General features: G+C 70.7%; 15 protein-coding genes. 2 read left to right on the top strand and 13 right to left on the bottom strand.

Features of this window, described 5'->3' with window-relative positions; all coding sequences use genetic code 11:
- Nucleotides 1-63 precede the first annotated feature (63 nt).
- The 11 genes from ACFUPX_RS05920 to ACFUPX_RS05870 all read right to left on the bottom strand — a co-directional run bounded on the left by ACFUPX_RS05920 (nucleotide 64) and on the right by ACFUPX_RS05870 (nucleotide 14604).
- A complete protein-coding gene (locus ACFUPX_RS05920; protein WP_383317004.1) occupies nucleotides 64-2157 on the bottom strand; it encodes a phosphocholine-specific phospholipase C in 2094 nt (697 codons plus the stop codon).
- A 156-nt stretch (nucleotides 2158-2313) separates the two neighbouring features.
- Nucleotides 2314-3546, bottom strand: a complete 1233-nt coding sequence (locus ACFUPX_RS05915; protein WP_383317001.1) for an SLC13 family permease — start codon at nucleotides 3544-3546, stop codon at nucleotides 2314-2316.
- A gap of 243 nt (nucleotides 3547-3789) precedes the next feature.
- The gene (gatB, locus tag ACFUPX_RS05910) at nucleotides 3790-5301 is read right to left on the bottom strand and encodes an Asp-tRNA(Asn)/Glu-tRNA(Gln) amidotransferase subunit GatB (protein ID WP_383316651.1); all 1512 of its coding nucleotides are present in this window, start codon (nucleotides 5299-5301) and stop codon (nucleotides 3790-3792) included.
- A gap of 16 nt (nucleotides 5302-5317) precedes the next feature.
- Nucleotides 5318-5551: a hypothetical protein gene (locus ACFUPX_RS05905; RefSeq protein WP_383316648.1), complete on the bottom strand. Its 234-nt coding sequence runs from the start codon at nucleotides 5549-5551 to the stop codon at nucleotides 5318-5320.
- A gap of 5 nt (nucleotides 5552-5556) precedes the next feature.
- Nucleotides 5557-7062 (bottom strand): Asp-tRNA(Asn)/Glu-tRNA(Gln) amidotransferase subunit GatA, encoded by a 1506-nt coding sequence (gene gatA, locus ACFUPX_RS05900; RefSeq protein WP_383316644.1) that lies wholly within the window; start codon nucleotides 7060-7062, stop codon nucleotides 5557-5559.
- Nucleotides 7063-7068: 6 nt separating this feature from the next.
- A complete protein-coding gene (gene gatC / locus ACFUPX_RS05895) occupies nucleotides 7069-7365 on the bottom strand; it encodes an Asp-tRNA(Asn)/Glu-tRNA(Gln) amidotransferase subunit GatC (protein WP_016642027.1) in 297 nt (98 codons plus the stop codon).
- 120 nt (nucleotides 7366-7485) lie between these two features.
- Nucleotides 7486-9882 carry a putative bifunctional diguanylate cyclase/phosphodiesterase gene (locus ACFUPX_RS05890; protein WP_383316640.1) on the bottom strand — a complete coding sequence of 799 codons (2397 nt, stop codon included), beginning with the start codon at nucleotides 9880-9882 and terminating at the stop codon, nucleotides 7486-7488.
- A 249-nt stretch (nucleotides 9883-10131) separates the two neighbouring features.
- Entirely contained in the window at nucleotides 10132-12315 is a 2184-nt protein-coding gene (gene ligA, locus ACFUPX_RS05885; protein WP_383316636.1) for an NAD-dependent DNA ligase LigA, read from the bottom strand.
- A gap of 30 nt (nucleotides 12316-12345) precedes the next feature.
- A complete protein-coding gene (locus ACFUPX_RS05880; protein WP_383316633.1) occupies nucleotides 12346-13341 on the bottom strand; it encodes a methionine synthase in 996 nt (331 codons plus the stop codon).
- Nucleotides 13338-14027 carry an SDR family oxidoreductase gene (locus tag ACFUPX_RS05875; protein ID WP_383316630.1) on the bottom strand — a complete coding sequence of 230 codons (690 nt, stop codon included), beginning with the start codon at nucleotides 14025-14027 and terminating at the stop codon, nucleotides 13338-13340. The genes ACFUPX_RS05880 and ACFUPX_RS05875 overlap by 4 nt, the downstream gene beginning before the upstream one ends.
- Nucleotides 14028-14058: 31 nt before the next feature.
- Complete coding sequence (locus tag ACFUPX_RS05870) at nucleotides 14059-14604, bottom strand: TIGR00730 family Rossman fold protein (protein ID WP_383316627.1); 546 nt, start codon at nucleotides 14602-14604, stop codon at nucleotides 14059-14061.
- 63 nt (nucleotides 14605-14667) lie between these two features.
- Between ACFUPX_RS05870 and ACFUPX_RS05865 the strand changes: the two genes are divergently transcribed.
- Nucleotides 14668-15000: a DUF427 domain-containing protein gene (locus ACFUPX_RS05865; protein WP_383316624.1), complete on the top strand. Its 333-nt coding sequence runs from the start codon at nucleotides 14668-14670 to the stop codon at nucleotides 14998-15000.
- Nucleotides 15001-15016: 16 nt separating this feature from the next.
- On the opposite strand, the gene mnmA is transcribed toward ACFUPX_RS05865, so the two are convergent.
- Nucleotides 15017-16153 carry a tRNA 2-thiouridine(34) synthase MnmA gene (gene mnmA / locus ACFUPX_RS05860; RefSeq protein ID WP_383316621.1) on the bottom strand — a complete coding sequence of 379 codons (1137 nt, stop codon included), beginning with the start codon at nucleotides 16151-16153 and terminating at the stop codon, nucleotides 15017-15019.
- Between the two features lie 61 nt (nucleotides 16154-16214).
- Here mnmA and ACFUPX_RS05855 point away from each other — a divergent pair, with 61 nt between their 5' ends.
- Complete coding sequence (locus ACFUPX_RS05855) at nucleotides 16215-16892, top strand: N-acetylmuramoyl-L-alanine amidase (RefSeq protein ID WP_383316618.1); 678 nt, start codon at nucleotides 16215-16217, stop codon at nucleotides 16890-16892.
- Nucleotides 16893-16904: 12 nt separating this feature from the next.
- Here the strand turns inward: ACFUPX_RS05855 and ACFUPX_RS05850 are convergent, their stop codons facing one another.
- Nucleotides 16905-18194: a cytochrome P450 gene (locus ACFUPX_RS05850; protein ID WP_383316615.1), complete on the bottom strand. Its 1290-nt coding sequence runs from the start codon at nucleotides 18192-18194 to the stop codon at nucleotides 16905-16907.
- Between the last annotated feature and the right edge of the window lie 80 nt (nucleotides 18195-18274).

Genomic DNA, 18274 nt, shown 5'->3' with positions numbered 1-18274 from the left:
CACAAGGGCACAAAGGCTGTGCGAGGCCCCACCGGGACCTCGCACCCCCTCTGAACCGGTGCGTCAGCCCGATACGCTCGCGCGTCCGTTCTCTATGTGCCCCATCAGGCGACGACGGAAAGCAGGCTCCCCCGCCGCCGTCACCTGAACGTCGTACCAGCCGTGCTCGTCGTCCGTGTGCCAGGCGACCGTGCGGCTGCTGCCCGCCTTCACGCGGACGACCCTCGTACGCTTCCTGACGTCGTCGGCGTCCACGTACCCGATCGGCTTGACCGTGAAGACGAGCTCCCTCCGTCCGCGATTGGCCAGTGTCACGTGGATCTCGCGGCGGGTGATCGCGGAGGCGAGCTGCGCGCTGCCGTCCCTGGCGCCCGCGAACTCGCGCCGGAAGCCGCCTGGACCCGTGATCGTGAAGGCGTACGCCTCCTTGGCGGCCGGGAGCGTCCAGGAGCCCTCGCGCACGACGTCCTGGTGCTGCGGGACCGCGAACTCACCGGCGTACGGATAGAGCGCGAAGTGCGCGCTGGAGCGGCCTCCGTTGCGCAGCCGCACCGAGAGGGCGCCGCCCTTGCCCGGCTTCAGGTACGCGTCGGGCTGGTAGGGCAGCGGGCGGGCGCGGCGGGTGCCGGGCTCCTGGACCGGCATGGACTGCTCCAGGGGCGGCTGCGGGGACCAGCGGCCACTGAACGCCGGTATGGCACCGGGCTTTTCGACCTCGGGCTGCCGGTGGCCTCGCTTGAAGTCGAAGGCGCCGGTGAGGTCGCCGGTGACCTTGCGGCGCCAGGCGCTGATGTTGGGTTCCTTCACGCCGGTCCACTTCTCCAGGAAGCGCACGACGGAGGTGTGGTCGAAGACTTCGGAGGTGACGTAGCCGCCGACGGTCCAGGGCGAGACGACGAGCATGGGCACGCGCGCGCCGAGGCCGGTGGGCTTGCCCTCCCAGCGCTCTTCCTTGTCGTGGGCGGAGTCGGTGCCCGGCACGGGCGGCGGGACGTGGTCGAAGAAGCCGTCGTTCTCGTCGTAGTTGATGAAGACGGCGGTGCGCCGCCAGACCTCGGGGTGCGAGGCGAGGGCGTCCAGGACCTTGTAGACGATGGTGGCGCTGTGGACCGGCGAGGAGACGCTGGGGTGCTCGGAGTCCAGGGCGGACGGCACCAGATAGCTGACCTTGGCCAGCTTGCCGCCCGCGACGTCCTTGGCGAACTCCTCCGCGAGCTTGCCGGTGGGCACGCGGCGCAGGGCGCGCTCGAAAAGGGACTTCTCCGCCTTGGTGAGGGTGGCGACACCCTCCTCCAGGGTGGCGAGCAGCTTCGCGCGCTCGGCTTCGTCCTTGGCGTCGCGGACCTTGGCGTAGAAGGCCTCCATGTAGGTCAGGCCGGTCGTGGCGAGGACCTTGCGGGCGATGGCCTTGAAGGTGGTGAAGAACTCGATCTGGTTGTCGGTGAAGTTCTCCCACTCCGTGTACGTCTGCCAGCTCACGCCCGCCTTCTCCAGGCGCTCGGGGTACGTCCCCCAGCCGTACCCGGGGTGGGTGCCCTCGGCGTACGCGTCGTTCTCGACGGCCCGCTTGCCGTTGGCCTCGTAGCCCGTCTTGCCGCTCCACAGGTGGTTGCGGTTGGGGCTCGTGGAGGTGTGGATGGAGGAGTGGTAGGCGTCGCAGATGGTGAAGGTGTCGGCGAGTTCGTAGTGCAGGGGGATGTCGGCGCGCGTGTAATACGCCATCGTGGCGGCGGTCTTGGCGGTGATCCAGCCGTCCATCCAGCCGTCGTGCCAGGCCTTGGCGCCGCCGCTCCAGGAGTGGTCGAGGGCGCCGATGTACTGCAGGTCCTTCTTCTGCGCCGCGGCTGCCTCGCGGACGGGGAAGGGCATGACGGTGCGCAGTACGCCCGGCTGCTCGAAGACGGAACTGCCGCCCGGGAGCCGGATGGCGTTGCGGTCGCCGAAGCCGCGTACGCCGCGCAGGGCGCCGAAGTAGTGGTCGAAGGACCTGTTCTCCTGCATGAGGATGACGACGTGCTCGATCGAGTCGAGCCCGCCGCTGCCCGGTTTGTGCCGGTCCTGTGCCAGTGCCTGCTGCAACGAAGGCGGCAGGAACGATCCGACGGCGGCGGCGCCGAGTGCGCCACCGCCGACCGCCATCAGCCGCCTGCGCGATATCTCCTGGGACACGTAACGACCTCCAGTCGACGGTCAATGGTTCTCCGCTGATCCATTGGCCCGCTCGGCCGGGACGGTAGTGAAGTCTGGTTTCCCTGTGAAGACTTGGGGACGAAGTCGAAGTGAACGCATGGGCCGGGCGTGCACGGCCGCGGCTCAGGAGCCGATCAGCAGCCCTGCCCAGAGGGCCACGGTCGATGCCGCGAGCGTGGCCGGAACGGTCAGGACGCCGAGCACGGTGAAGGTCCGCAGGTCGGCGTCCGTGCCGTGGTCGTGCAGGATGCGGCGCCACAGGAGCGTGGCGAGCGAGCCGACGTAGGTCAGGTTCGGGCCGATGTTGACGCCGATCAGCGCGGCGAGGACGGGGCCGGGGCCCGCGGGCGCGACGGCGGGAAGCAGCGCGAGGATCGCGGGCAGGTTGTTGATCAGGTTGGCGAGTACGGCGGCGACGGCCGCCACGGCGAGCAGCGCGGGCAGCGAGGCGCCGTCCGGCAGGAGCCACTCGATGCCGGAGCCGAGGCCGTTGTCGACGACCGCCTTGACGACGACGCCGAGCGCGAGCACGAACAGGCAGAACAGCGGGCTCGCGGAGCGGACGAGTCTGGGGGCGGTCGTACGCTTTCGCAGCAGCGCACGGCCCGCGAGCACCGCAGCCCCGGCGAGGGCGGCCCACAGGGGCTCCAGGCCCGCGAACGAGGTCACGACGAACCCGGCGAGCGTGAGGCCGAGGACGGCCAGCGTGAACACCGGGACGGGGGTCGGCTCGGTCTCCTTGGGCTCCAGGGCGCCCGCGGCCAGATCGGCGGCGAAGTACCGCCGGAAGGCCACGTACTCGATCCCGATGGCGACCAGCCACGGCACCGCCATGAGCAGCGCGAACCGCGTGAAGGTGAGACCGCTGGCGGTGAGGGCGAGGAGGTTGGTGAGGTTGGAGACAGGCAGCAGGAGCGACGCCGAGTTGGCCAGGTGGGCGGTGGCGTAGACGTGCGGCCTTGGCCGTGCCCCGACGCGGGCCGCGGTGGCGAAGACCACCGGGGTGAGCAGGACGACCGTGGCGTCCAGACTCAGCACGGCGGTGATCGCGGCAGCCACGCCGAAGACCCCGCCGAGCAGTGCCTTGGTCCGGCCCCCGCAGAGCCGGGCGACGAGATCCCCCGCGGCGGCGAAAAGCCCGTCGTCGGCGCAGAGTTGAGCGAGCACGAGCACGGCGGCGAGGAACCCGACCACGGGCAGCAGGCTCTGGACCTCGGCGAGCGCGTGGTCCGGCGAGACGGCCCCGAGCGCCACGACGAGCCCGGCGGCGGGCAACGCGGCGGCGGCCTCCGGCCACTTCTTGGGCCGTGCGACGGCGAACGCGAGCACGGCGAGCAGCAGACCGACGGAGAGGATCTCGGCGGTGACGGTGTTCAGGGGGGACGCTCCGTGGCCCGGGTGGGGCGGTGGCTCGACGGGACGGATGCGCCCAGCGTGGGACGGAGCGCGGTGCGGCACGCGGCACGCGGTTCTTCCCCGCCCACCCGCCCGACGACTCGGGGCAATCAGGTGGGTGGGCGGGAAAAATCCGCCGCGGAGCGGGCGGTTCGGTAAGCACCCCGGCTACAGCCGGGACACTGCTCCAGGCCAGCGCGGCGGCTAGCCCTCCACGCCCAGCTTCTCCAGGATCAGTTCCTTGACGCGGGCCGCGTCGGCCTGGCCCCGGGTGGCCTTCATGACCGCGCCGACCAGCGCGCCCGCCGCGGCGACCTTGCCGCTGCGGATCTTGTCGGCGATGGCGGGGTTGCCCGCGATCGCCTCGTCCACGGCGGTCGTCAGGGCGCCCTCGTCCGAGACGACCTTCAGGCCGCGCTTCTCGACGACCTCGTCCGGCGTGCCTTCGCCGGCCAGGACGCCGACGAAGACCTGGCGGGCCAGCTTGTCGTTCAGGTCACCCTTGGCGACGAGCTCGGCGACCCGCGCGACCTGCACCGGCGTGACCGGGAGCTCGTCGAGGGCCTTGCCCGACTCGTTGGCCCCGCGGGCCAGTTCACCCATCCACCACTTGCGCGCGGCAGCCGGGTCGGCGCCCGCCTCGATGGTGGCGACGATCGGGTCGACGGCGCCCGCGTTCAGCATCGACTGCATGTCGTGCTCCGAGACGCCCCACTCCTCGCGGAGGCGGTTGCGGCGCACGCGCGGCATCTCGGGGAGACCGGCACGCAGCTCCTCGACCCACGTACGGGCCGGGGCGACGGGGACGAGGTCGGGCTCCGGGAAGTACCGGTAGTCCTCGGCGTTGTCCTTGATGCGGCCCGACGTCGTGGAGCCGTCCTCCTCGTGGAAGTGACGGGTCTCCTGGAGGATCGTGCCGCCGCCGTTCAGGACGGCCGCGTGGCGCTGGATCTCGAAGCGCGCCGCACGCTCCACGGAACGGAGCGAGTTGACGTTCTTCGTCTCCGAGCGCGTACCGAACTCCTCGCGCCCGTGCGGGCGCAGCGAGAGGTTCACGTCGCAGCGCATCTGGCCCTTGTCCATCCGGGCCTCGGACACGTCCAGGGCCTTGATGACCTCGCGCAGCTCGGCGACGTACGCCTTGGCGACCTCGGGAGCCCGCTCGCCCGCGCCCTCGATCGGCTTGGTGACGATCTCGATGAGCGGGATACCGGCGCGGTTGTAGTCCAGGAGCGAGTGCGAAGCGCCGTGGATACGGCCCGTCGCGCCGCCCACGTGCGTGGACTTGCCGGTGTCCTCCTCCATGTGGGCGCGCTCGATCTCCACGCGGAAGACCTCGCCGTCCTCCAGCTGGACGTCCAGATAGCCGTTGAAGGCGATCGGCTCGTCGTACTGAGAGGTCTGGAAGTTCTTCGGCATGTCCGGATAGAAGTAGTTCTTCCGGGCGAAGCGGCACCACTCGGCGATCTCGCAGTTCAGCGCGAGACCGATCTTGATGGCGGACTCGACGCCGATCTCGTTGACCACCGGCAGCGCGCCGGGCAGTCCGAGACAGGTCGGGCAGGTCTGGCTGTTGGCGTCCTGCTTGAGCTCGGTGGAGCAGCCGCAGAACATCTTCGTCTTGGTGCCCAGCTCGACATGGACCTCAAGGCCCATGACGGGGTCGTACGTCGCGAGGGCATCCTCGTACGACACCAGGTCAGTCGTGACAGTCACGGTGAAACTTTCCCTCTCAACCCAGCAGGACGTCGTCGTCGCCGAGCTTCTTCAGCTCGCGATAGAGCAGAGCAAGACCGGTGACGATGGCGGCGGCGGAGACAGCGGCGTCGATGAGCCGGAGCGTGTCGTTGTCCTTGCGGGCCGTGCGGGCCTGCTTGACGACGGAGACCGCGCCGAAGGCGGTCGAGGCGATCGACAGGTACGCGCCGGGCTTGGACTTCTTGAAGCCCTTGGCCTTGGCAGTCATGGGACTCACAGTGACGGTGCCTCCTCTAGCAGCGGGTGACCCCACCTTTCCACGAAGGCGGCCTCTACGGCAGCGCCGACCTTGTAAAGGCGGTCGTCCTTCATGGCCGGGGCGATGATCTGCAGCCCGACGGGCAGGCCGTCCTCCGGCGCGAGGCCGCAGGGCAGCGACATGGCGGCGTTGCCCGCCATGTTCGACGGGATGGTGCACACGTCCGCGAGGTACATCGCCATCGGGTCGTCGGCGCGCTCGCCGATCGGGAAGGCGGTGGTGGGCGTCGCGGGCGAGACGATCACGTCGACCTGCTCGAAGGCCTTCTCGAAGTCCTTCGTGATCAGGGTGCGGACCTTCTGGGCGCTTCCGTAGTACGCGTCGTAGTAGCCGGAGCTCAGCGCGTACGTGCCCAGGATGACGCGGCGCTTGACCTCGTCGCCGAAGCCGGCCTCGCGGGTCAGCGCGGTGACGTCCTCGGCGGACTTCGTGCCGTCGTCGCCGACCCGCAGGCCGTAACGCATGGCGTCGAAGCGCGCGAGGTTCGACGAGCACTCGGAGGGCGCGATCAGGTAGTACGCGGAGAGCGCCAGGTCGAAGGACGGGCAGTCCAGCTCGACGATCTCGGCACCGAGCTCCTTGAGCAGGGCGACCGACTCCTGGAAGCGCTGGACGACACCCGCCTGGTAGCCCTCGCCCGCGAACTGCTTGACGACGCCGACGCGCATGCCCTGTACGGAGCCGTTGCGGGCCGCCTCGACGACCGAGGGGACCGGGGCGTCGATGGACGTCGAGTCGAGCTCGTCGTGGCCGCCGATGACCTCGTGCAGGAGCGCGGCGTCCAGGACCGTGCGGGCGCAGGGGCCGCCCTGGTCGAGGGAGGACGAGAACGCCACCATGCCGTAGCGGGAGACGCCGCCGTAGGTGGGCTTGACGCCGACCGTGCCGGTGACGGCCGCGGGCTGGCGGATGGAGCCGCCGGTGTCGGTGCCGATGGCGAGGGGCGCCTCGTACGAGGCGAGCGCGGCGCTGGAGCCGCCGCCCGAGCCGCCGGGGATGCGGGTGAGGTCCCACGGGTTGCCGGTGGGGCCGTACGCGCTGTTCTCGGTGGAGGACCCCATGGCGAACTCGTCCATGTTGGTCTTGCCGAGGATGACGACGTCGGCTTCCTTCAGCTTGCGCGTGACGGTCGCGTCGTACGGCGGGATCCAACCCTCGAGGATCTTGGAGCCGACCGTGGTCGGGATGCCCTCGGTGGTGAAGATGTCCTTGAGCGCGAGGGGCACGCCGGCCAGCGGGCCGAGCTTCTCGCCCTTCTCCCGCTTGGCGTCGACGGCGCGGGCCTGCGCGAGCGCGCCCTCACGGTCGACGTGCAGGAAGGCGTGCACCTTCTCGTCGACGGCCTCGATGCGGGCGAGGTGGGCCTCGGTGACCTCGACGGCCGTGAGCTCGCCGGAGGCGATCTTGGAGGCGATCTCGGCGGCGGTGAGCCTGATGATGTCGATCTTGCTGTCCGTCATGGTGGGTTAGTCCTCCCCCAGGATCTGCGGCACCTTGAAACGCTGCTGCTCTTGTGCCGGGGCTCCGGAGAGCGCCTGCTCGGGGGTGAGCGACGGACGGACCTCGTCCGCGCGCATGACGTTCGTCAGCGGCAGCGGGTGGGAGGTCGGCGGTACGTCTTGGTCGGCGACCTCGGAGACGCGGGCGACCGCGCCGATGATGTCGTCGAGCTGTCCGGCGAAGTGGTCGAGCTCTTCGTCCTTCAGCTCAAGACGTGCTAGGCGGGCGAGGTGGGCGACCTCCTCGCGCGTAATGCCAGGCATGCGGCGATCCTCTGGGGGTGAGTGTGTGGTTTGTGGCCCAATCCTATGGGGCCGCACCCCGTGCACGTGAAACGGATTGCCTCGGCGGGGGCCCGGCCCGCTCCCCGCGGGCCTGGGCCGCTACTTCGCGATGTCGGCCCCGGCGTCGGCTTCCGCCGCGGCGGCCGCCTCCTCGGCGGCCACATCGACCGGCCTGCGCCACCCGCGGGGCCCACGCGCCCGCAGCCAGGCGGTCGCCTCGTCCGGCGGCATCGCCGCCGCGACGAGCCATCCCTGTACGGCGTCGCACCCCAGGTCGCGCAGCCGCTCCCACGTCTCGTCGTCCTCGACGCCCTCCGCGACGACGAGAAGCCCCAGGGAGTGGGCGAGGTCGACCGTGCAGCGGACGATCTCCGCGTCCTCGTTGTCGATGGCCAGCCTCGCCACGAACGACCGGTCGATCTTCAGCTCGCTCACCGGGAGCCGCCGCAGGTGCACGAGCGAGGAGTACCCCGTGCCGAAGTCGTCGAGCGACATCTTGACCCCGTGGCCGGTCAGACTCGCCAGGGTGTCGGCGGCCCGCTGCGGATCCTCCAGGAGCACGTGCTCCGTTATCTCCAGCTGCAGTGCCCCCGGCGGGACCCCGTGCCGTGCGAGGCGCGCCGCGACCGCACCCGCGAAGCCGGGGGTGTGCACGTCACGCGGCGACACGTTCACCGCGACGGGGACCGTGAGGCCCATCGCCTGCCACTTGGCCACCTGGGCGAGCGCCGTCTCCAGGACGTACTCCGTCAGGTGCGGCATGAGGCCGGAGGACTCGGCTATGGCGATGAACTCGTCCGGCGGCACCTTGCCGCGCTCGGGATGCACCCACCGGACCAGCGCCTCGAGGCCCGCGACGTGGCCGTCGAACTGGACCTTCGGCTGGTAGTGGAGCTCGACGTCGCCCGCGTCGAGCGCCCGGCGCAGATCGCCCAGCAGGCCCAGGCGGTCGGGGGTGTTGGAGTCGCGCTTGGACTCGTACACCTCGACGCCCGTGCGGTCCCGCTTGGCCTGGTACATCGCGACGTCGGCCCGCCGCAGCAGGCCTTCCGCGTCCATCGCGTGGTCGGGGAAGACGGCGAGCCCGGCGCTGGCCTCCAGGACCAGCGAGAGGCCGTCGAGGTCGAGGGGTGAGCCGAGGGCGGCCACCAGCGACCGTGCCACGCGGGTGGCGGACGTCGTGGAGTCGGCGATCGGCAGCAGGACGGCGAACTCGTCACCGCCCAGCCGTGCGGCCTCCGCACCGCGCGGCAGGGCGAGCCTCAGCCGGTCGGCGATCTGCAGGAGCAGACGGTCACCGGCGAGATGTCCAAGGGTGTCGTTCACCGATCGAAAACGGTCCATGTCGATCAGCATTAAGGCGGACCGGGCCCCGATCCGCTCGGCGTCGTCCAGTGCCGTCCAGGTCCGTTCGAGGAGCCACTGGCGGTTGGGCAGGCCGGTGAGCGGGTCGCGCAGCTGCTCCTCGGCCCTGGCGCGCGCTATCCACAGCGTCGAGTCGAGCGCGACGAGGGGGATGGCGAAGAGCGGCAGGAGGATGGGCGTCGAGGCCGCGACCACACAGATCAGCGGGGCGATGCCGAGCAGCGCGACGCCGACGAGACCCTGGCGGACCAGGGCCGTTCGGGTGACCGTGGGGAGGGCGCCGGTGCGCGGCGCGTGCACGTACCAGAGCAGGACGCGGGTGACGACGAGGTAGGCGAGGGCGGCGAGCACCACTTCGGGGGCCGAGTACAGGTCCCAGGTCTCGGGCAGCCAGGGCGACTGCGGCGAGGGCGCCGTGCCGAACGCGGCCATGGCGAGCGCGCCCGTGCCGATGCCGAGGATGTCGACCGCGCCGTGCAGGACGCCCTGGCGCCAGCGGTGGCGGCGCGCGATGCCGACCAGGACGACGACGGTGAGGCTGACCATCCCGGCGGGCACCCAGCCGTACAGCAGGAGGACGGCGACGGTGAGGGCGCCGCCCGATCCGGTGCCGCCCCACCAGCGGTCACGGCCGAGCGCGACGAGGTGGCCCACGATGAGGCCCGTCAGGACGGCGAGGCACCAGCCGACCGTGCCGGAGGGAAACAGCGTGCTGCGTCCGGTGAACGCGTAGAAGAAGCCCGTGGCGAGCACCACGGCGGCGACCGCCACGACGGCAACCGGAAGCACCGGCCAGGGGTCGCGCTCGCCGGCGGCATCGTCCGGGCCGTGCGCCTCGGCGCCGCGCCACAGCGGCCTGCGGCGGCCTTCGGTCCCGGTCGTGAGGGAGCAGGGACCCGCGTCCCTGCCGCCCGAGGCCTCGCCCACGCCCAGTTCCTGCGTGCCGTACCCGCCGACGGTGCTCCATGCGCGTTCGCGGCGCTCAACTGCCGTGCTCGGGGCGGCTGGGCGCGCGCTCTCGGCTTCGCGTGCCTCCCGTGCCGCTCTGCCTTCGCTGAGCCACGCGCACGGTCCGCGCCGCAGGCGCGCGCGCAGCCGGGATTCCGGTGCGGCGCTCTCGGTCGGTTCCATTCCCGTCCCTCTCACAGCCGGCGGTGCCCACGCCACGCGGGCTCGGTCCAGCAGTCAGCCGCGTCTGAAACTCCTTCCCCTTGCTCCCGGTGAGCAGGGGGTACCCCAATCGCACCGGAGCACGGCAGGCGCACACCTCAACAGTAGGCCGCAGGAGGCTTCTACGGGCAGCGGTCCACTACGGTTGCCCGAATGCGACCCGGCCACCCGTATGCCTCTGGTATGCGCTGAACGGGTGGCCTTCAACCGCTACTCCTCGGTCGGAAGCGCGAATTCCGTCGCCGCGTCCGGTCCCTGTTCCAACAGGACGGCGAAGCCTTCCTCGTTGAGAACCGGAACCTTCAGCTGCATCGCCTTGTCGTACTTGGACCCCGGATTGTCGCCCACGACCACGAAGGCCGTCTTCTTGGAAACGGAACCGGTGACCTTTGCTCCCCGGCTCTGCAGCGCATCTTTTGCGCCATCCCTCGTGTGGTTCTCGAGCGTTCCTGTCACGACGATGGTGAGGCCTTCGAGCGGTCGCGGCCCCTCGTCCTCTCCCCCGCCTTCTTCCTCCATGCGGACCCCGGCCGCGCGCCACTTGCGCAGGATCTCCCGGTGCCACTCCTCCTCGAACCACTGCTTCAGGGAGGCGGCGATGGTCGGGCCCACGCCCTCTACGGCGGCCAGCTCCTTCTCCGTGGCCTGCTCGATGCGCTCGACGGACCGGAACTCGCGGGCGAGCGCCTCCGCGGCGACCGGGCCGACGTGGCGGATGGAGAGGCCCGTGATGATGCGCGCGAGCGGGCGCTCCTTGGCCGCCGCGATGTTCTCCAGCATGGACAGGGCGTTCTTCTTCGCCTCGCCCTGCTGGTTGGCGAAGACCGTGGCGATCTTCTCCTCGCCGGTATTCGGGTCCCGCTTGGGCAGGCCGCTGTCCTGATCCAGTACGTACGCCTTGATCGGCAGGAGGCGCTCGATGGTGAGGTCGAAGATGTCGCCCTCGTCCAGGATCGGCGGCTCGGACGGCTCAAGGGGCTTGGTGAGCGCGGCGGCCGCCACATACCCGAAGTTCTCGATGTCCAGGCTCTTGCGGCCCGCGAGGTAGAAGAGGCGCTCGCGCAACTGGGCGGGGCACAACTGGGCGTTGGGGCAGCGGAGGTCGATGTCGGCCTCCTTCATCGCCCGCAGCGCCGTCCCGCACTCGGGGCACTCGGAGGGCATCACGAACTCACGCTCGGTGCCGTCGCGCAGGTCGACGACGGGGCCGAGGATCTCCGGGATGACGTCGCCCGCCTTGCGCAGGACGACCGTGTCCCCGATGAAGACGCCCTTCTTCTTCACCACGTCCTGGTTGTGCAGGGTGGCGAACTCGACCTCGGATCCCGCGACGGTCACGGGCTCCACCTGGGCGTACGGAGTGACGCGGCCGGTGCGGCCGACGCCCACCCGGATGTTGACCAGCTTGGTGTTGACCTCCTCGGGCGCGTACTTCCAGGCGATCGCCCAGCGCGGGGCCCGGGAGGTCGAGCCGAGGCGGCCCTGGAGCGGGATCTCGTCCAGCTTCACGACGACGCCGTCGATCTCGTGCGCCACGGAGTGACGGTTCTCGCCGAAGTACGTGATGAACTCCCGTACGCCGTCGAGCCCTTGGACCACCTTGTTGTGCTGGGCGGTGGGCAGGCCCCAGTCGTGCAGCAGCTGATAGGCGTGGCTCAGGCAGTCGATGTCGAAGCCCTCGCGGGCGCCGATGCCGTGCACCACCATGTGCAGCGGGCGCGTGGCGGTGACGCGCGGGTCCTTCTGGCGCAGTGAACCCGCCGCCGCGTTGCGCGGGTTGGCGAAGGGCTTGTCGCCCGCCTCCACCAGACGGGCGTTCAGCTCCTCGAACTTCTCCATGGGGAAGAAGACCTCGCCGCGGATCTCGACGAGGGCGGGGATGTTGTCGCCCTTGAGCCGGTCCGGGATGTCGCCGATGGTGCGGACGTTCGGAGTGATGTCCTCACCGGTGCGGCCGTCGCCACGAGTGGCCGCGCGGGTGAGCTTGCCGTCCTCGTACGTGAGGTTCACCGCGAGGCCGTCGATCTTCAGCTCGCACAGGAAGTGGTGGTCGGTGGTGCCGACCTCCTTGCCGACGCGGTCGGCCCAGGCGGCCAGCTCCTCGTCGTCGAAGGCGTTGTCCAGGGAGAGCATGCGCTCGCGGTGCTGGACCGAGGTGAACTCGGTCTCGTACGCCCCGGAGACCTTCTGGGTGGGCGAGTCGGGCGTGCGCAGCTCGGAATACTGGTCTTCCAGGGCCTCGAGCGAGCGAAGGAGCTTGTCGAACTCGGCGTCGCTGACGACCGGTTGGTCGTTCACGTAGTACCGGAAGCGGTGCTCCTCGATCTGTTCGGCCAGCTGGGCGTGCTGATCCCGTGCCTCGGCGGGCACAGAGCCTTGCTGTTCGACAGCCACCGTTTCGTCCTCCCGTTACGTCATACCCAATTACTCAGGGTTGTCCGCGAGTGATCTCGCTGCCCGGACGCAGTGGGCGAGCACCGCGCGTGCGTACGCGGGGGAAGCCCCCGCGAGCCCGCACGACGGAGTGACCACGACCGACTCCGCGAGAGAACCCGGATTCAGCCCCAGCCTGCGCCACAGCGTCCTGACACCCATGACGCTACCGGCAGGGTCTGACAATGGGCCGTCCACGCCCGGTACGACACCGACGAAGAGCTTCGTGCCTCCCTCGACCGCCTCGCCGATCGCCTCGTCGTCACGCTCGGTGAGCAGCGAGAAGTCGAAGGAGATCGCGTCCGCTCCCGCTCGGCGCAGGAGCGCGAACGGCACGTCGGGCGCGCACGAGTGCACGACGCCCTGCCCGTCGTGGACGCCCAGGACGTCCCGCAGGGTGCTCTCCACGAGCTGGCGGTCCACGGCGCGGTGGGTGCGGTACTCGCTGGCTGTCTTGATGTGCCCGCGCAGCACGGCGACGAGCGAGGGCTCGTCGAGCTGGAGCACGATCTGGGCGCCGGGGATCCGGCGGCGTACGTCCGCGAGGTGGTCGCGCAGGCCTTCGGCGAGGGATCCGGCCAGGTCACGGCAGGCGCCGGGGTCGGACAGCACGGACTCGCCGTTCCTCAGCTCCAGGGCTGCCGCGAGGGTCCAGGGCCCGACGGCCTGGACCTTGACGGGGCCTTCGTACCCCTGGGTGAACTCCTCCAGGGCGTCCAGGTCCTCGCCGAGCCACGCCTTGGCGCGGCGCGTGTCGCGTCCCGGCCGGTCGCCGATCCGCCAGCCGCTGGGCTCCACGCGCGCGTAGAGCTCGACCAGCATTCCGGCGGTCCGGCCGATCATGTCGGCGCCGGGTCCGCGCGCGGGAAGCTCCGCCAGGTACGGGAACTCCTCGACGCTGCCGGTGACGGTCTTGGCGGTCTCCCGGGCGTCGCCGCCCGGCATGGACCCGATGCCGGTGGCCGGGCCCCAACGAAACGCGCTCACCGTCCGGGCCGCACCGTCAGGTCGTTGACCTCGGCGTCGCGCGGCAGGTCGACGGCCATCAGGATCGTCGTGGCGACCGACTCCGGGTCGATGAAGCGGGAGGGGTCGTACTCCTTGCCCTCCTGCTGATGCACCTTGGCCTGCATGGCGCTCGCCGTGCGGCCCGGGTAGACGGAGGTGACGCGGACGCCGTTCGCGTGCTCCTCGCCCCGCAGGGAGTCGGCCAGGGCCTTGAGGCCGTGCTTGGAGGCGGCGTAGGCGGACCACTCGGGGCTCGCGCTCAGGCCGGCGCCCGAGTTGACGAAGACCACGTGCCCCTGGGCCACGCGCAATTGGGGCAGGAAGTGGCGGGTCAGCTCGGCGGGGGCGATGAGGTTGACGTTGAGCTGGTGGCGCCAGGACTTCGGGGTGAGGTCACCGACGCGGCCCAGGTCGACGACGCCCGCGATGTGGAGCAGGGAGTCCACCCGGTCGGGCAGCGACTGGTGGCCGAACGCCCAGGAGAGCTTGTCCGGGTCGGAGAGGTCGCCCACGAGCGTGTCCGCCCCGGGGAACTGCGCGGCCAGTTCCTTCGCCCGGCCCGCGTCCCGCGCGTGCAGTACGAGGGCGTCGCCGCGTGCGTGGAGACGGCGCGCGACGGCCGCGCCGATGCCGGAGCCGGCCCCGGTGATCACATGTGTTGCCATGCGCCCATCGTCGCACCCCGGCGGGTACGCCTCAGCGCGCGCCCATGCTCTCCTCCAGGTAGGCGAGGGCGCCGACCGGCTCCTCGGCGAAGAAGACGAGACCGGTCAGCGGCACCGGCAGGAATCCTTCGTCGTCCATGCGCTGGAACTGCTCCTTCAACCCGTCGTAGAAGCCCGCCGAGTTGAGCAGGACCACCGGCTTGGTGTGCTTGCCGTGCTTCTTCAGCTCGAGGATCTCGGTGGCCTCGTCCAGGGTGCCCGTCCCGCCCACCATGATCACGATCGCGTCGGACTTCTCCAGGAGCAGCGCCTTGCGCTCGGCGAGGTCGCGCGCGATCACCATCTCGTCGGGCGCGGAGACCTCCCTGGCCTTGGCGGCGAGGAAGTCCACGGAGACCCCGACGAGCCCCCCGCCCGCCGCGTGCACCCCATCGGCGACGACCTTCATCAGACCGCTCTCCGAACCGCCCCACACCAGCGTGTGACCGCCCTTGCCGAGCAGCTCGGCGAACTCGCGCGCGGGGCGGGTGTAGCGCTCGGGAAGGTCGGCGGCGGAGAGGAAGACACAGATGTTCATGGCCTCACCGTACGATCCGGCCCAGACTGGTGGGAACGCGACCGCCGACCGAAGGAGACCACGGTGACAGCAGGACACAAGATCACCATCGAACAGGGCACGGAGCACGTACGGGTGGTGCGCGAAGGGCAGACCGTGGCCGAGAGCAGCCGCCCGCTGCTCCTGCGCGAGACGGGCTGCCCGGTGCGCTACTACCTCCCCCCGCAGGACGTACGCACCGATCTCCTGACCCCCTCGGACACGACCACGTACTGCCCGTTCAAGGGAACGGCGTCCTACTGGTCGCTGCCCGGCGCCGAGAACGGCAAGGACGGGGTGTGGGCGTACCCGGAGCCCAAGGACGGGGTGGCGCAGATCAAGGACCACTTCTGCTTCTACGAAGTGGAAGCGGTGTGAGGCCGGGCGCGAGGGGTTAGACCGCCGCCGTGGCCCTCTCCGTCGTCGCGATCGTCGCCGAGCCGACCACGCGCGTGCCGTCGTAGAGCACGATCGCCTGGCCGGGGGCCACGCCGCGTACGGGCTCGTCGAAGGAGACCCGCAGCTCCGAGCCGTCGACCAGCTCCGCGCGCACCGTCGTCTCGCCGCCGTGCGCCCGCAGCTGCGCGGTGTACGTGCCGGGGCCCGAGGGGGCCGCTCCGCACCAGCGGGGCTTGATCGCCGTCAGGCCCGAGACGTCGAGGTCGGCCACCGGGCCGACCGTCACGGTGTTGTTCACCGGGGAGATGTCCAGGACGTAGCGCGGCTTGCCGTCGGGGGCCGGGGTGCCGATCCGCAGGCCCTTGCGCTGGCCGATGGTGTAGCCGAAGGCGCCCTCGTGGGTGCCCAGCTTGTTGCCCTCGGCGTCGACGATGTCGCCCTCCGCCTTGCCGAGGCGGTCCGCCAGGAAGCCCTGGGTGTCGCCGTCCGCGATGAAGCAGATGTCGTGGCTGTCGGGCTTCTTGGCGACGGCCAGGCCGCGCTCCTCGGCCTCCGCGCGGATCTCCTCCTTGGTGGTGAGCGTGTCACCGAGGGGGAACATCGCGTGGGCGAGCTGGCGGTCGTCCAGGACCCCCAGGACGTAGCTCTGGTCCTTGGCCATGTCCGAGGCGCGGTGCAGCTCACGCGTGCCGTCGTCGTTCACCACGACCGTGGCGTAGTGACCGGTGACGACCGCGTCGAAGCCCAGCGCGAGCGCCTTGTCCAGGAGCGCCGCGAACTTGATCTTCTCGTTGCAGCGGAGGCACGGGTTCGGGGTGCGCCCCGCCTCGTACTCGGCGATGAAGTCCTCGACCACGTCCTCGCGGAAGCGCTCGGCCAGGTCCCAGACGTAGAAGGGGATGCCGATGACGTCCGCGGCGCGGCGCGCGTCGCGGGAGTCCTCGATGGTGCAACAGCCTCGCGCGCCCGTGCGGAACGATTGCGGGTTCGCCGAGAGTGCCAGGTGCACTCCGGTCACGTCGTGCCCTGCTGCGGCGGCGCGCGCGGCGGCGACGGCGGAGTCCACGCCGCCCGACATGGCGGCGAGGACGCGAAGGGGGCGGGGGCGCTGCGGGGTCCGGTTCTCAGTCATAGCTCTAACAGGGTACGGGCCCGCGGGAACCAGCCGCCCGTGAGTAAGCGTTGACGATCACATGGGGGAAGAACAGGACACGACGGCGGGGCAGGATCGGGGGCGCCGAGGCGTCAACCGGCGGACTCTCCTGGTCGGCGGCGCGGCGGCGGCCGTCGGCACGGCCGCGCTCGCCTCCGACCAGCTGGGCCGCCTGTGGTGGCGGCTGCCCGGCGTCGTCAAGAAGCGCAAGGAGGGCGAGGTCGACGCCCGGGGCGCGCAGTGGGTCGCCGCGTCGGACTACAACTGGCGCCGCGCCGACCGCCCCGACGACTACGGGATCGACATGGTCGTCATCCACGTCGTGCAGGGCGGGTACGCGACGGCGCTGCGGGTGTTCAAGGACCCCGCGCACGGCGCGGCGGCGCACTACGTGGTGCGCAAGGACGGGCACGTCGCCCAGATGATCCGCGAGCTCGACGTGGCGTTCCACGCGGGGAACAAGAGCTACAACGAGCGGAGCATCGGCATCGAGCACGAGGGCTTCGTGGACCAGAAGTCCTCGTTCACCGATGCCATGTACAAGTCGTCGGCGCGGCTCACCGCGGGCATATGTGAGCGGTACGACATCCCGGTGGACCGCAAGCACATCATCGGGCACGTGGAGGTGCCGGGCACGGATCACACCGATCCCGGGCCGCACTGGGACTGGGACCGGTACATACGGCTGGTGCGCAAGGCCCGCGCCGCCCTCCGCTGAGCCCCGCCGCCGCTAGCGCAGATGCACCGGCAGCGACTCCACCCCGTACACGATGGACAGCTTGCGGAAGGCGAGCTCCTCGGGGGCGACCGCGAGCCGCATGTCGGGGAAGCGCTTCACGAGGGCGGGATAGGCGGCGCGCAGCTCCATGCGGGCCAGTTCGGCGCCGATGCAGCGGTGGATGCCGTAGCCGAAGGCGAGGTGGCCCGAGGCCTTGCGGTGGGGGTCGAAGCCGCCGCCGTCGGGGGTGTACTTGGCGTCGCGGTTGCCGCCGCTCAGGGAGCAGAGGACCAGGTCGCCCTTGGGGATGAGCACCCCGGCTATCTCGATGTCCTCGCGGGCGAACCGCGGGAAGGCCACCTGCACGACGGTGAGGTAGCGCAGGGCTTCCTCGACGAAGAGGGCGGCCGCCGCGTCGTCCTCGCGCAGCCGCGCGGCGGTCTCGGGGTCCTGGAGGAGCAGCAGGGAGCCGAGGGCCACCATGCTCGCGGTCGTCTCGAAGCCGCCGGTGAGGATGCCGTCGGCGAGACCGGCGAGCTCCTCGTCGTCGACGGTGTCACCGTGTTCCTTCACGATCATGCCGAGCAGTCCGTCGCCCGGGTTCTCGCGCTGCTTCTTGACGACGTCCCGGAAGTAGGAGAGCGAGGCGGATATGGCCCCGAAGGGAGCGGTGGCTCCGGCGAAGAGGTCGAAGCGCTCCATGGCCAGCTGCTGGAAGTCGTGGCGGTCCTCGTACGGCACGCCGAGGAGCTCGCAGATCGTCAGCGAGGGTATGGGGAGCGCGAAGGCCTGGACGAGGTCGACGGGCCCTTCGGTGGCCTCCATCGCGTCGAGCCGGTCCTCGACGATGGCCTCGATGCGGGGCGTGAGGCGGCGCAGCCTGCGCATCGTGAACTCGGGCGTGAGGATGCGGCGCAGATGCGTGTGGACCGGGGGGTCGCTGAAGCCGAGGCCACCGGGGTTGTGGTCCTCGACCACTCCGGCGTTGCCCGCGAGGTTCGTGAAGTCGTTGCTGAAGCCTCCGGTGGCGCCGAGGACGGCCTTCACCTCGTCGTAGCCGGTGACCACCCAGGCGTCCATGCCGAACGGCAGCGGCACCTTGGAGATCGGCTGCTCCGCCTGGTGCTCGGTGAGCCGGGCCACGGGGTCGAGCCCGTCGCGGCGCATCGGCGCGAGCAGGGGCTCGGGAAGCCGCGAGATGGCGGAGGCGCTGATCCCGTTCTTCTGGATCCTGGAGAGATATATGCGCCCGAGCCGCGCGGCGATGCGAGAGCGGAGGTTCGCCTTCAATGTGAACTCCATGAGGGGGTTGTCGTGCAGCCCCGAACGCGCGGAGCGGACTCGCGAGCGGCAAGCATAGATCGGCGGGCTGTGGGCCTCGT

This window comes from Streptomyces sp. NPDC057302, from assembly GCF_042667685.1.
Classification (GTDB): Bacteria; Actinomycetota; Actinomycetes; order Streptomycetales; family Streptomycetaceae; genus Streptomyces.
The sequence above is the reverse complement of the archived record's forward strand: the minus strand, read 5'-3'. Positions and strand labels throughout refer to the sequence as shown.